Raw genomic sequence first — 13,849 nt, forward strand, 5'->3', positions numbered from 1 at the left:
GGTAGAACACGTTCTAATTTAGAGTTGCGAACGTGATTCTTGACCGCTTCCGCCTCGACGACAGGGTTGCCGTCGTCACCGGTGCCGGACGGGGTATCGGTGCCACCATCGCGACCGCCTTCGCCGAGGCCGGTGCCGACGTCGTGCTCTCGGCCCGCAATGTCGACGAGCTCGAATCGGTCGCCGAGCAGGTCCGCTCAGTCGGGCGCCGCGCCCTGGTCGTCCCCGCCGATCTGGCGGCCACCGAACCCGGCGATCTCGTCGCACCGACCATCGAGGAGTTCGGTCGTCTCGACATAGTCGTCAACAATGTGGGCGGCGCCTATCCGTCGCCGCTGATGCGCACGCGCACGAAAGACCTTGCGCGAGCATTCGATTTCAACGTCCTGACCGCACATTCGTTGACACTGGCGGCAGTTCCGCATCTGAGGCAGGCACCGGGCGGCGGATCGATCATCAACATCGCCTCGGCCGTGGGGCACCTCTCCGGCCGCGGATTCGCCACCTACGGGACGGTCAAGGCCGCGCTGGTGCACTACACCCGACTGGCCGCACTCGACCTCAATCCCCACATCCGGGTGAACGCCATCGCACCCGGATCCATCGTCACCTCGGCGCTGGAGGTGGTGGCCGCCGACGAGAACCTTCGCTCGGCGATCGAACAGAAGACCCCGCTGCGCCGTCTCGGCGAACCCGAGGACATCGCCACTGCCGCACTGTATCTCGCGTCTCCCGCCGGGGCATATCTGACCGGCAAGCTGCTCGAACCCGACGGCGGACTCGTCGCCCCCAACTTCGAGTTGGAGATCCCCGATGTCTGATCCCGCCGGTGCCGACCGCACCGCGATCGAACGCCTCAAGTACCGGTATCTGCGCGGCCTGGACACCAAACACTGGGACGATTTCGCCGCCACCCTCGCCGACGACGTCACCGCCGCATACGGCTCCACCGTCGACGGCACACCGCTCGCCTTCGACAATCGCGCCGACCTGGTGGCCTACATGCGCCAGACCCTCGGGCCGTCGGTCATCACCGAACATCGGGTGACCCATCCGGTCATCGTCGTAGACGGCGACACCGCGACCGGCGAGTGGTATCTGCAGGACCGGGTGATCGTGTCGGAGATGGATTTCATGCTGATCGGTGCGGCGTTCTATCGCGACACCTACCGGCGCACCGCCGACGGCTGGCGGATCGCTGCCACCGCCTACGACCGCACCTACGAGGCGACGATGAACCTCGGCGGTCTGCGATTCCATCTCACCCCCGGCCCGGCCCTCGCCTGACGATTCACTCCGACCGATCCGGACAAACCCCATTCCTTCGACTAGAACGTGTTCTAGCGTGGTAGTCGTCCCGCCCACCCGAGGAGGCATATCGTGCGGTTCACCTTCGCCGAGGCCATGACCGATCCCGCCTACTATGCGCCACTCGCGCAGGCCGCCGAGAAGGCCGGATTCGCCGGGTTCACCATCCCCGATTCACTCGCCTACCCGGAGGAGTCGGATGCCACCTATCCGTACACACCCGACGGCAACCGCGAGTTCCTCGAGGACAAGGCGTTCATCGAGACCTTCATCCAGGCCGCCGCACTCGGTGCGGTGACCTCGTCGATCCGGTTCACCCCATTCGTGCTGAAGCTTCCGGTACGCCCGCCGGCCCTGGTCGCCAAGCAGGCCGCGTCGGTGGCATACCTGACCGGCAACCGGCTGGCCCTGGGTGTGGGCACCAGCCCGTGGCCCGAGGACTACGACGTCATGGGGGTGGACTTCGCCCGCCGCGGCAAGCGCATGGACGAGTGCATGGACATCTTCCGCGGACTCACCACCGGCGAGTACTTCGAGTTCCACGGCGAGTTCTACGACATCCCGAAGGTCAAGATGACCCCGGCACCCACCGAGCCGGTGCCGCTGCTCGTCGGCGGGCACGCCGACGCCGCACTGCGCCGCGCGGTGATCCGCGGTGACGGCTGGATGCACGGCGGCGGTCCCGCCGAGGAACTCGACGCCCTGCTCGACCGGATCGCGGCCATCCGCAAGGCCGAGGGCAAGGCCGACGACCCGTTCGAGATCCATGTCATCTCGCTCGACGCCTACACCGTCGACGGATGCAAGCGGCTGGAGGACAAGGGGATCACCGACGTGATCGTCGGATTCCGAGTGCCCTACATCATCGGGCAGGACACCGAACCGCTGCAGAAGAAGATCGACCACCTCAACTGGTACGCCGACAACGTCATCGCGAAGGTGAACCGATAGCGATTCTCCGTCCTGGATCAATCAACGAATAGTGCTGCTGCCGTCGATGGTTGATCCGACGAGGAGCGTAGCGAGGGCACCGTTTAGTTCGAGGTGGTCACCATCGGAGGTGACCTACCGAGGTTTCGACACGGGTCCTCGCTACGCTCGGTCCCGGCTCAACCACCGTATTAGGTTGCCACCATGGATGGTTGAGCCGACGAGGAGCGAAGCGACGAGACGAGTCGAAACCTCCGCCGCCCGAATTCGGAACACAACCACCAGGCTCGAGATCGTCACCAACACCGTCGACTCACCAGGTTTCGACACGGGTCCCCGCTACGCTCGGTCCCGGCTCAACCACCGTATTAGGTTGCCACCATGGATGGTTGAGCCGACGAGGAGCGAAGCGACGAGACGAGTCGAAACCTCCGCCGCCCGAATTCGGAACACAACCACCAGGCTCGAGATCGTCACCAACACCGTCGACTCACCAGGTTTCGACACGGGTCCCCGCTACGCTCGGTCCCGGCTCAACCACCGTATTAGGTTGCCACCATGGATGGTTGAGCCGACGAGGAGCGAAGCGACGAGACGAGTCGAAACCTCCGCCGCCCGAATTCGGAACACAACCACCAGGCTCGAGATCGTCACCAACACCGTCGACTCACCAGGTTTCGACACGGGTCCCCGCTACGCTCGGTCCCGGCTCAACCACCGAATTGGGTTGCCACCATGGATGGTTGATCCGACGAGGAGCGTAGCGAGGGCACCGTGCACTTCGAGGTGGTCACCACCCGAAGTGCCCTACCGAGGTTTCGACACGGGTCCTCGCTACGCTCGGTCCCGGCTCAACCACCGTATTAGGTTGTCACTCTCCGTCGAACAGGCGTTGCCAGTTGTCGGGGCCGGTGAGCTCCGGGACCGCCGACCGCCACATCTCGGCCAGCTCGGGACCCCGGCGCCGCAGCTCCAGGCACAGGCGCGCCAGCTCACGGGCCTGCCGGACGGCGATACCCTTGTCCCGGCGTCGGATTCGGACACCGGTCTGGGAGGAGTCGGTGACGACGGCCTCGGCGAACAGGCCGACATGCCACCAGCGATTGTCGTGGGCGGAGATCGCGACGCGACCCGGGGCGAGCCGGCCCAGATATTGTTTGACCACCCGCTTGGCCAGCACCTGATCCAGCCTATCCCGCTGCGGATCCGGACCTTTCACCACGATCGGCGGATCGGCGGCGAGTCCGGTCGCGGCGTCCACGCGGACGGTGTCGGGGTAGTCGGCCCGCAGCCGGGCCAGCTCACCGAGCTTGGCCTGCCCGCCGTCGTGCAGCACCGATGGCCCGCTGATGAAGTCACGCACCGCGAGCAGGAAGGTCTCGGCCAGGCCGTACTGCATCGAGACGATGTGCTGGGTGATCTCGCGGGCGACCACCCCACTGATCTGCTTCGGATCGAACCGGCCGTGGATCGCCGACACGATCATCGCGTTGCGCCAGCTGAAGTAGCGCGTCCAGTCGTTGTAGTCCTTCAGGTGGAAATCGGCATGCCACACACCGGCATTCGGCAGTGTGACGGTGGGGAAACCGGCCTTGCGGGCGCGGATGCCGAACTCGATGTCGTCCCACTGGAAGAACAACGGCAACGACAGCCCCACGGCTGCCACCGCCTCGGCCGGCAGCAGACAAGACCACCACCCGTTCCAGCCGGCGTCGGTGCGGACGTCCTGCTGATCGGTCAGCGCGTCGAGCCCGTTCCTGCCGTTGGCGCTGGGACGTCCGGCCTTCAGCTCGTCGAGCGCCTCCCATTCGCCGGTCATGTGCACCCGGTAGGTCTCCGACAGCAACAGCATCTGTGAACCCACCAGGATCGGGCGGGTGGCGTTGGCCGACATCGCCGACAACCGGATCACCGACTCGGGTTCGCACAGGATGTCGTCGTCCATGACGACGATGTCGGTGCTGCACTCGCCGGAGCGGGTCAGTTCGCGGATGCCGCGATTGAAGCCGCCCGCCCCACCGAGATTCGGCTGCGTGACGTAGTGGAGCCGATCGCCCAGCAGACTCTTCACGCGATGGAACTCGTCGTGGTCTTCGACGCGTCGGGTCCCCTGGTCGACGACGTGGACCGCGTCGATCAGGTCGGCGGCCGCGGCGTCACCGCCGAGGGTCAGCAGGGTCGAGATCGCCTCCGCGGGACGGTCGTATGTGCACATCACCACCGAGATCCGCCGGTCCCGTTCCGGCGCGGGCACCGACCAGGTGACCTCGGAGATCTGTGCGCCCCCGCCGATCGCGGTCAGCTCGAACCAGATCCCGCCACCGTCGACGAAGCGACGGATCTCGAGATCCACACTCACCTCGCCCTGACCGGTGATCTCCCGGGTCTGCAGCGGACGGCGCCGACCGCTCGCATCGGAGGCCACCACGTCGAGCCGTAGCAGCGTCTGCGGCCCACACGCGTGGTGCAGGGTCAGCCGGACGTCGGTGACGGCGGTGTAGCGCTGCCAGTAGCTCGCGGCGAACCTGCCGAAGTAGGTGTTGGTGCTCACCACGGCACCGGGTTCGAGCCGTAGTGCGGTGCGTTCGGGCCGGATTCGGGCGAGATCGGCGTCGACGTACATGCCCGGGACCACCCGGGGATCGGGTCCGGCGAACAGTGTTCGTTGAACGGTCATCCGATGCTCGTGCTGCATGCAGGGCCTCACCTGTCGTGCGGGATCTCATCTGGCTTCCCCGTCTCGCCACGAGACTAACTCACCGCGACCCCGATGCGAGGTAGCGCAGCGCCGCCTGCGCCGCGTGGACACCGCACATCCCGTGCACACCACCACCCGGAGGAGTGGCCGACGAACACAGGTACACCCCGGAAACCCCAGTGGCATAAGGGTTCATCGACAACCTGGGTCGTCCGATCAAGTTCCGGAGATCATTGGGGCCACCTCCGATGTCACCGTCGACGTGATTGGGATTGCGGCGCTGTGATTCCTGCGGCGTGGTCACATGCGCCGCTACCACGCGATCGGCGAAACCTGGTGCAAATCGGTCAATCTGGGCAGTCACGGCATCGGTGACGTCTCCGGGGTACCCCGCGGGAACATGGGCATACGCCCACAGCGGGCGCAACCGTCCCGCGGCCCGGCCCGGATCGGCCAGCCACTGCTGCCCGATCAGCACGAACGGCCGCTCCGGCATCACCCCGGAGACCACCTGACGTTCGGCCTCGACGATCTCGGCCGCCGAACCGCCGAGGTGGACGGTTCCGGCCCGCGCGCAATCGGTTGCCGTCCAACCCACCTCGCCGTCGATCACATAGTCGACCTTGTAGGCCGCCCCCACCGACCGCCGACGCCGATAGGCGCGTCCGATCCGCCGGGGCTGCTCGGCCCCGAGGATCTCCGCCGCCGCCGGGGGCATCACGTCGAGCAGCACCAGGTCGGCGTCGGGCAGATCGGTGCGGCGCCGGATGTGCACGCCGGTGGTGATGGTGCCGCCGAGTTCGGTCAGCAGGCCGGCCATCGCCGCGGTGATCGCCGACGATCCGCCCTCGGCGACCGGCCAGCCACTGCGGTGTCCGGCCGCGACGAGCATCATCGCGACCGCCGCCGATCCCGGCCGGTCGAGCCGGGTGAAGCCGTGGGCGGCCATCCCGATCAGCAGGGCGCGGGCCTGAGGGGTGCGCAGCGTCCGGGCGAGGGTGCTCGCCGGGGCGAGTGCCCGGACCCCGAATCGGGCCGTGGCGAACGGATGCCGGGGAACGCGCAGGACCGGACCGAGGATGTCGGCGGCGATGGCGTCGAACCGGTCGGTCAGCGGCCCGACGAGGGCACGCCAGCGTCGGCCGTCGGCGCCGAGACCGGCGACGGTGGTGTCGAGGTCGCGGTGGAGCAGCCCGGCGGTGCCGTCGTCGAGCGGGTGGGCACAGTCGATCTCGGGCCACCGCCACCGCAGGCCGTGCCGTTCGAGGGGCAGCGTGGCGAGGTAGGGCGAGGCGACCCCCAGCGGGTGGACGGCCGAGCAGTGGTCGTGGCGGACACCGGGAACCGACAGTTCACCGGTTCCGGTGGCACCGCCGATCTCGTCGGAACCCTCGATCACCTGTACCGACACCCCGGCCTGGGCCAGCCGGACGGCCGCCGACAGCCCGTTGGGCCCCGACCCGACCACCACCGCCCGCGCGGTCACGGCCGGTCACCGGATACGGAAGATGACCGCACGCTGGACGACGAAGTTGATCACGGTGGCGGCGCCCTGCGCGATCACGAACGCGATCGCGCTGTAGAGCAGGCCGTCCTCCCACAGCGACGAGAGCCACGCGTAGAGCCCGACGTTCACCGCGAAGGTCACCGCGTACAGCACGATCACCGCGATGAAACGTGCGGTGCTCGGCTCGGCGCGGAAGGTCCAGCGCCGGTTGATCAGGTAGGCGACGGTGGTGCCCAGCAGGAAGCCCAGCGCCTTGGACAGGGCATAGGGTGCGCCGAGCGCGTACTGCAACAGGATGGTCAGGCCGAAGTCGAGAACCGCCGACCCGGCACCGGTGATGACGAACCGGATCAGCTGGGTCTTCAGGTCGACGTCGGTCGATGCCTCCTCGTCGTCGAGGGGCAACTCCACCGGCATCGGGGCATGCCGGTGGGCGTAGTCCTCATGATGGTGGACGACGGGATCCGCGGGATCGTGCTCGTGGCCTGGGTCAGACACCCTGCCACCCTAGTCGACCCGATGCCTTCGGCGATCCCGGTGCCGTCAGAACTCCTCTTCGACGTCGGAGTCACGGGCCGCCTGCTCCCCGCGATCGAGGCTCTCCAGGGCCGCCATGTCGTCGGCGTCGAAGGTGAAGTCGAACAGGTCGATGTTCTCGCGCTGGCGTCCCTTGTGCGAGGACTTCGGCACCACACCGATCCCCTGCTGCACCGCCCACCGCAACGCGATCTGGGTGGGCGATTTGCCGTATTTGCGTGCCAGCCGGATGATCTCGGCGTCACCGAGCATGGCTTCCTTGCGACCGGTGGGATGCCAGGCCTGTGCATGAATCCCATTGGCCTCCATGAATTCCCGGACTTCGCACCGCGCCAGCGCCGGTGAGCACTGGATCTGGTTGATCGCGGGCCAGCGGCCGGTGGCGTCGTAGAGCGCCTGCAGGTGATGGACTTTGAAGTTCGACACCCCCGGTGTCCGGATGAACCCCTCGTCGGCCAGCGTCAGCAGGGCATTCCACGAATCCACCATGCGGCCCAGACTCGGGCACGGCCAGTGGATCAGATAGACGTCGATGTAGGACACCCCGAGCCGGCGGGCGCTGTCTTTCGCGGCGTTGATCGCCTCGTCGAATCCGTGATCGCCGCCGCCGAGCTTGGTCTGCACGATCATGTCGGCGCGGTCGATGCCGGATTCTTCGATCCCGATTCCCACGCTGCGTTCGTTGGCATATCTCGACGCGGTGTCGAGCAGCCGGTATCCGACCCGGATCGCATGTGAAACAGCTTGCGCACAAGGCATTCCCAACATGTCGAAGGTCCCCAGGCCGACCAGGGGCAAGGCCTGACCGGATGTGAGGTCGACCGTCGGGATCTGCACGCGTCAAGAATAGTGGGCCCTACCACATCTCCGCCCGAAAACGGATATCCCACAGTCTTCTGTTCGCGTCGCCACGCATATCATTCGCGTGCCTAACGATAGTGTCGGACATATGAACTCGCGCGCACCACGCACCATCCGGAACCGCATCGCCGCTGCCGCGATCGCCGCGGCCGTCACCGGAACGCTGGTCGGCATCGACACCCCGGCACGCGCCGACGGCGCCCCCGACACCGGCCCCGATCTGGTCGGGGCTCGACGCCCGCGAGTACTCCGGCCCCATCGGCGCACCGGGGACGGTGCTGGCCCAGGTCCCGCTGGACGAGTCGCTGAGCCTGCCCAAGGCCGGTCACGCCTACCGCGTGCTCTATGCCACCCGCGACGCCCACGACCGGCCGGCGGTGAGCACCGGCGCGGTGTTCCTGCCCCGTACCCCCGCCCCCGCCGGCGGGTATCCGGTGATCGCGTGGGCCCACGGCACCACCGGGCTCGGCGACGACTGCACACCGTCGGCGCATACCCGCGGCGACGTCGACCCGGTCTACCTCGACCACTGGCTCGACCAGGGATACGCGATCGTGTCCACCGACTACGTCGGACTCGGCACCCCGGGGATCATGGACTACCTGAACGGCAAGGTGGAGGCGAACTCGGTGGTGCACTCGGTGCTCGCCGCCCACCGGATGCACCTCGACGCACCCCTGTCGCGCACATGGGCGATCGTCGGGCACTCACAGGGGGCCGGGGCCGCCCTGAACGCCGCCCATGCCGCCACCACGTTGTCGGCGGGCAGCGGACTGGACTACCGCGGCGTCGTCGCCACCGGCACCCCCGCGAACATCGAACAGGTCGTGGCCCTGGCACCACCGGTCCCGGTCTCGCTACCCGAGGCGCTCACGTCCTACACCGCCTACATCTTCGCCGGATTCGCCGACGTCCGCCCCGATCTGCACCCCGAGCGGGTGCTCACCCACACCGGGCGGGCACTGGTGGCCAATGCCCGCACCCTCTGCAATGCGGAGATGGCGACGGCGGTGAAGGGTGTGCGGCTCGATCAGTTCCTGTCCGCGCCGGTCAGCGACATCCCCGATGCGCGGGCGGCACTCACCGAGTACATGCAGACCCCGTCCAGCGGCTACGACCGTCCGATCTTCCTCGGCCAGGGCCTGCTCGACGCCGACGTGCCCGCGCCGTCGGCACTGTCGTTGTACGCACAGATGAAGGCCAACGACCAGCCGGTCACCCTGAAGGTCTACCCCGACGCCGATCATGCGGGATCGGTGCTGCAGTCGATGCCCGACTCCACCCCGTGGCTGGCGAAGATCATGCGCTGACCGCGATCCCCGGGCACGAATCACACCAGAACCGGGCACGGATCGGGCTTAACATCTGCCACAGAAGTTTCTAAGCTTCGCCACATGTTCAACACAGCCCGACGTCGCCGGTTCCGGCTGCTCGTCATCCCCTTCCTGCTCTTGCTCGGCGTGGCGGTGGCGACACCGATCGCCCGTGCCGACGACGAAGTGGTCGTGGGCATCCCGAACTGGTCCGGCCTCGACGTCACCGAGTACTCCGGTGCCATTCCGGCGAAGCCCGGCACGCTGATGGCCAAGGTGCCGCTGGCGCAGCCGCTGACCCTGCCCGCCGCGAGCTCGGCCTACCGGGTGCAGTTCTCCACCCTCGACCAGCACAACAAGAAGGCCACCAGCACCGGTGCGGTCTTCGTGCCCAAGGGCACCGCACCCGCCGGTGGCTGGCCGGTGATCTCGTGGGCGCACGGCACCGTCGGCATGAACGACGACTGCACCCCGTCGGCGTTCCCGCGCAGCGCCCGCGACGTGGAGTACCTCGGCCACTGGCTGGACCAGGGCTATGCCGTCGTCGCCGCCGACTACGTCGGCCTGGGCACCCCCGGCCTGATGGCCTACCTGAACGGCAAGGCCGCCGCACATTCGATCGTCGACATCGTCGTCGCCTCGCAGCAGGCAGGTCTGCCGCTGGGCAAGAAGTGGGCCATCATCGGCCAGTCGCAGGGTGCGGCCGCCGCACTCAACGGCGCGCGCTATGCCACCGAGTTCAGCCGCGGATCGGGTCTGGATTACCGCGGCGTGGTCGCCACCGGCATCCCTGCCAACCTGGAGTACCTGTACCAGAACCTGGGCCCGCAGGTCCCGCCGTTCGCCCTGCCCGGCAGCCTCAACGCCTACACCGCGTTCATCCTGGCCGGCTTCAACGAGACCCGCCCGGACCTCAAGATCACCTCGGTGCTCAACAAGAAGGGTCTGCAGCGTCTGGAAGAGGGTCGCACCACCTGCTACCCGATCCTCAAGCAGCAGCTCAGCGGCGACGAGGTGAACACCTGGTTCAGCAAGCCGCTGATGTCGATCCCGGGTGCCGCTCCGGCCCTGCGTGAGTACATGAAGACGCCGTACAAGGGCTACGACCGGCCGATCTTCCTCGGCCAGGGCCTCAAGGACGCCGATGTGCCGGCACCGTCGGCGCTGTCGCTGTACGCGCAGATGAAGGCGAACAACCAGCCGGTCACCCTGCACGTGTACCCCGAAGAGGATCACTCGGGTGCGGTGCTGGCGTCGATGCCCGACTCCACCCCGTGGCTCGCGAAGATCATGCGCTGATCCCGCCCGCCCACCGGTGAGTCCGTGGGATTCTGGGGCCGATGACTCCTGAACGGATCGGTCCGGAATCCCACGACGACATCATCATCGGTGCCGGACACAACGGCCTGACCGCCGCCACCTATCTGGCGCGGGCAGGCCGTTCTGTTCTGGTGCTGGAGGCGGCCGATCATGTCGGTGGTGCAGCCGTGTCGGCGATGCCCTTCCCGGGTATGCCGGCACGGCTGTCGCGCTATTCGTACCTGGTGTCGTTGCTGCCACGGCAGATCATCACCGACCTCGACCTCGACCTCGACATCACGCTGATCCGGCGCCGCCACTCCTCCTACACCCCGGTACCCGGCGATCCGGCGCGTGGCCTGCTCGTCGACACCGCCGACCCCGATGCCACCGCCGCAGCATTCCGTGCGGTCACCGGCTCGGACGCCGATTTCGGTGCGTGGCAGCGGTTCTACGACCGCATGGGCACCATCGCGCGCCGCGTCTTCCCCAGCATGCTCGAACCGTTGCGCGGCGTCGAACAGATCCGGGAACTCGTCGTCGGTGCTGATTCGAGCGGCGATCCGAGCGGCGATCCGAGCGGCGATCCGGGTGTCGCCGAGCTGTGGGATCAGCTGACCGAACGGCCGTTGGGCGAGCTGATCGAGAAGTACTTCGACGACGACGTGATCCGCGGGATCGTCGCGACCGACGCGCTGATCGGCACCTTTGCCGACCTGCACGACCGATCCCTGCGGCAGAACATCTGTTTTCTGTATCACCTGATCGGCGGCGGAACCGGCGACTGGGACGTCCCGGTCGGCGGGATGGGCGCGGTGTCGGGGGCGCTCTATCAGGCGGCGGTGTCTGCCGGTGCCGAGATCCGCACCGGCGCACGGGTGATCGGCGTCGACCCGGCCGACGGCACCGTCGAATACGTTGTCGGGGGTACCCGGCAGCGGATCGGGACCGCCCGCGGCTCGATGCTCTACGGCGCATGCGCGCCGGCCGTGCTCAACACCATGCTCGACGACCCGATCGACACCGAACCGGCGCCGCAGGGGTCGCAGCTGAAGATCAACCTGCTGCTCGACCGGCTGCCCGGGCTGCGCGACCGGTCGGTGGCACCGGAGGCCGCGTTCTCCGGGACCGTCCACATCAACGAGTCCTACGACCAGTTACGGGCGGCCTGGGAACAGGCGCGACGTGACGAGGTGCCCGACGTCCCGCCGTGCGAGATCTACTGCCACACCCTGTCCGACCGCACCATCCTCGGCCCCGAACTCGACGGCAAACACACGCTCACCCTGTTCGGGTTGCATCTGCCGCCGGAGGTGTTCGCCGCGCCCGGCGCGGTCCAGCACGCCGTCGACGCCACCCTACGATCGGTGGATTCGGTTCTGGCCGAACCCATCTCATCGGTGATCGCGACCGATGTGCACGGCAACGCATGCCTGGAGGCCAAGACCCCGCTCGATCTCGAGGCCACCCTGGGCCTGCCGGGCGGCAACATCTTCCACCGCTCGTTGCAGTGGCCGTGGGCCGAGACCGACGACGAGGTGGGCACCTGGGGTGTCGAGACCCGCCACCCCCGACTGCTGTTGTGCGGGGCCGGAGCCCGCCGCGGTGGCGGCGTCAGCGGCATCCCCGGCCGCAATGCCGCGATGGCGGCACTGGGCTGAGATCGCGGTGGACTGAGATCGCGGTGGGCTGAGCTCGGGTTGGCTGAGCTCGGGTCCCGGGGTTCCGGTGTACCGACGTCCTTCCCGCTCGCCGGAGCCGACAAGCGGGAAGGACGTCCAGTACGCGGGAAGCCGGTTACTCCGCCTCGGTCGGCTCGCTGTTGTCGGACGCGCCGGCCTCGGTTTCCGGGCTGTCCGTGTCCGTGCTCTCCGTGTCCGTGGTCCCCGTGCCTGTGGTCTCCGTATCCGTCGCCTCGGGCTCGGTGGCCTCGGGCTCCGTGCCCTCGGACTCGGTGGCGTCGGGCTCAGTGCTCTCGGACTCGGTGCTCTCGGGCTCGGTGGCGTCGGGCTCGGTGGTCGGCGTGGTGTCATCGGCATCGCCGACCGTCGGGGTCTCGACCGTCGGGGTCTCGACCGTCGCGTCGCCGGTGTCGGCGACGACGTCGTCGGCGGAGGCGATCTCGGCAGCGGCGACGACCGGAGCACTCGCCACTCGGGCCGACGTCGTGGTCGTCGTCGTGGAGAACAGGTCGGTGCCGATGTCGGGTCCGTCCGGTCCGAACGACACCCGGATCAGATCCTGGTCGAACTTCGGGATGAACTGTCCGGCAAGGAGAGCGGCGACATCCTCGGGGATGCCCAGGGCTTCGGCGATCGCGGCGATGGAGCCGGCAAGTGAATCCGAGAGCGGCGACACCAGCACCACCGAGAACGGATTCTTGATCGCGTACACCTCCGGACCGTCACCGTGCTGGTACTTCTGGAAGATGAACAGCACGCTCGTGCAGGAGTCGATGTTGTTTCCGCCTCGCGACACACTCGCCGTCGCGTACACCGCGGTGCAGATCGCCTGCCCGCCGTCGATCGGATTCCACAGGGCACTCGCGATGCCACCCAGTGCGGTCGCCTCCGCGGTCACGGTCCCGCCGATCGGGATCAGATCACCCAACACATCGACGATGACGATGCCGCCGGGCAACGCAGTGGCGTTGGCGGTCCCCGGCCCCGCGGTGAGCGCCAACGCCAGGCCCAAGAGGTTGGCGTCGGCGTTGCTGATGCCGCCCAGGCCCGCGATCGCTATGGCACCGCTGACGTGGTTCTGAGCGTTCGCGGTGGCGTACCCGCCCAGTGCGACCAAAGCCGAGGCGTAGCCGGTGCCTTCGATCGTGGCGTACGCCGAGGGACCGACACCGGGGAGTGCCGTCGTCGCGTTCGCCCCGTTGAACGTAGACAACCGCACCGGCAGATCCGGTGCGAATACGCCGATGAGCCCGTCGGCAATCTGCGCGACGATCGAAGGAGAAGACCCGGTGCAGTCCGCGAGCACCTCCGACAACAGGAACGTACCGCCCCGGACCTCGGCGTCCCCCGCATCACATCCTGCCGAAGCCCCTGGAACCGTCGGCACCAGGGCCGCCTGCGCGGCCGAGTTGGTTCCTCCGATGGCGAGCGCTGTGGTCGCCGCGGCGGCCACCAGCACTCCCGCGGCTCGGCGCCGCCCACGTCGTCGGTTCCTGCGGGCGATCGATGTCGACATGGCGGCTCCCTCATCAGTGAAAGAATGTGACGCACATAACACGCGAAACAGTAATAGCGGACGCCCATCTCTGCGTCGGATTCGCGGTTCTGTACCGACAATTCGCCGATAGTTCCCTCGGTCGAGGCACATTCCGCCGTCGGCCCACACCCACTCGGGCGTGAGCGGGCTCTCCCCCGCCTGGTCAACCCCCGGGCG

The 13,849-nt window shown here is 67.8% G+C and carries 11 protein-coding genes; 6 read left to right on the forward strand and 5 right to left on the reverse strand.

The genetic code is table 11. The features are described 5' to 3' along the window. The first annotated feature begins 32 nt into the window (after positions 1–32). The 3 genes from Q9K23_RS11070 to Q9K23_RS11080 all read left to right on the forward strand — a co-directional run bounded on the left by Q9K23_RS11070 (position 33) and on the right by Q9K23_RS11080 (position 2,259). On the forward strand, positions 33–821 hold the full coding sequence (locus Q9K23_RS11070) for an SDR family oxidoreductase (RefSeq protein ID WP_020792796.1): 789 nt from the start codon (positions 33–35) through the stop codon (positions 819–821). Further along, a complete protein-coding gene (locus Q9K23_RS11075; protein WP_020792795.1) occupies positions 814–1,287 on the forward strand; it encodes a nuclear transport factor 2 family protein in 474 nt (157 codons plus the stop codon). Before Q9K23_RS11070 ends, Q9K23_RS11075 begins: the two co-directional genes overlap by 8 nt. 93 nt (positions 1,288–1,380) lie before the next feature. After that, on the forward strand, positions 1,381–2,259 hold the full coding sequence (locus Q9K23_RS11080) for a TIGR03619 family F420-dependent LLM class oxidoreductase (RefSeq protein ID WP_053778698.1): 879 nt from the start codon (positions 1,381–1,383) through the stop codon (positions 2,257–2,259). Between the two features lie 850 nt (positions 2,260–3,109). Here Q9K23_RS11080 and Q9K23_RS11085 read toward each other — a convergent pair. From Q9K23_RS11085 to Q9K23_RS11100, 4 genes are all read right to left on the reverse strand, one after another. After that, positions 3,110–4,915, reverse strand: coding sequence for a glycosyltransferase (locus tag Q9K23_RS11085; protein ID WP_261978114.1), 1,806 nt, complete (start codon positions 4,913–4,915; stop codon positions 3,110–3,112). Positions 4,916–4,994: 79 nt separating this feature from the next. Beyond that, positions 4,995–6,422, reverse strand: a complete 1,428-nt coding sequence (locus Q9K23_RS11090) for an NAD(P)/FAD-dependent oxidoreductase (protein WP_053778697.1) — start codon at positions 6,420–6,422, stop codon at positions 4,995–4,997. A gap of 6 nt (positions 6,423–6,428) precedes the next feature. Beyond that, complete coding sequence (locus tag Q9K23_RS11095) at positions 6,429–6,860, reverse strand: GtrA family protein (RefSeq protein WP_053778704.1); 432 nt, start codon at positions 6,858–6,860, stop codon at positions 6,429–6,431. 126 nt (positions 6,861–6,986) lie between these two features. After that, on the reverse strand, positions 6,987–7,817 hold the full coding sequence (locus Q9K23_RS11100) for an aldo/keto reductase (RefSeq protein ID WP_020792561.1): 831 nt from the start codon (positions 7,815–7,817) through the stop codon (positions 6,987–6,989). A 299-nt stretch (positions 7,818–8,116) separates the two neighbouring features. Here Q9K23_RS11100 and Q9K23_RS11105 point away from each other — a divergent pair, with 299 nt between their 5' ends. The 3 genes from Q9K23_RS11105 (at position 8,117) to Q9K23_RS11115 (ending at position 12,114) form a co-directional block, all read left to right on the forward strand. Continuing rightward, entirely contained in the window at positions 8,117–9,151 is a 1,035-nt protein-coding gene (locus Q9K23_RS11105; RefSeq protein WP_261978113.1) for a S9 family peptidase, read from the forward strand. Between the two features lie 84 nt (positions 9,152–9,235). After that, positions 9,236–10,453, forward strand: a complete 1,218-nt coding sequence (locus tag Q9K23_RS11110; protein WP_020791463.1) for a lipase family protein — start codon at positions 9,236–9,238, stop codon at positions 10,451–10,453. A 41-nt stretch (positions 10,454–10,494) separates the two neighbouring features. Further along, positions 10,495–12,114: an NAD(P)/FAD-dependent oxidoreductase gene (locus Q9K23_RS11115; protein ID WP_020791462.1), complete on the forward strand. Its 1,620-nt coding sequence runs from the start codon at positions 10,495–10,497 to the stop codon at positions 12,112–12,114. Between the two features lie 136 nt (positions 12,115–12,250). Here Q9K23_RS11115 and Q9K23_RS11120 read toward each other — a convergent pair whose 3' ends face one another. Beyond that, positions 12,251–13,651 (reverse strand): hypothetical protein, encoded by a 1,401-nt coding sequence (locus Q9K23_RS11120; RefSeq protein WP_020791460.1) that lies wholly within the window; start codon positions 13,649–13,651, stop codon positions 12,251–12,253. Between the last annotated feature and the right edge of the window lie 198 nt (positions 13,652–13,849).

The organism is Gordonia sp. NB41Y, assembly GCF_030718915.1.
Classification (GTDB): domain Bacteria; phylum Actinomycetota; class Actinomycetes; order Mycobacteriales; family Mycobacteriaceae; genus Gordonia; species Gordonia desulfuricans.

Excerpts from the sequence above, each read along its gene's own strand:
- Q9K23_RS11095 (WP_053778704.1), bottom strand. The coding sequence starts at position 6,860 with ATGCCGGTGGAGTTGCCCCTCGACGACGAGGAGGCATCGACCGACGTC.
- Q9K23_RS11120 (WP_020791460.1), bottom strand. The coding sequence starts at position 13,651 with ATGTCGACATCGATCGCCCGCAGGAACCGACGACGTGGGCGGCGCCGA.
- Q9K23_RS11075 (WP_020792795.1), top strand. The coding sequence starts at position 814 with ATGTCTGATCCCGCCGGTGCCGACCGCACCGCGATCGAACGCCTCAAG.
- Q9K23_RS11115 (WP_020791462.1), top strand. The coding sequence starts at position 10,495 with ATGACTCCTGAACGGATCGGTCCGGAATCCCACGACGACATCATCATC.
- Q9K23_RS11110 (WP_020791463.1), top strand. The coding sequence starts at position 9,236 with ATGTTCAACACAGCCCGACGTCGCCGGTTCCGGCTGCTCGTCATCCCC.
- Q9K23_RS11085 (WP_261978114.1), bottom strand. The coding sequence starts at position 4,915 with ATGACCGTTCAACGAACACTGTTCGCCGGACCCGATCCCCGGGTGGTC.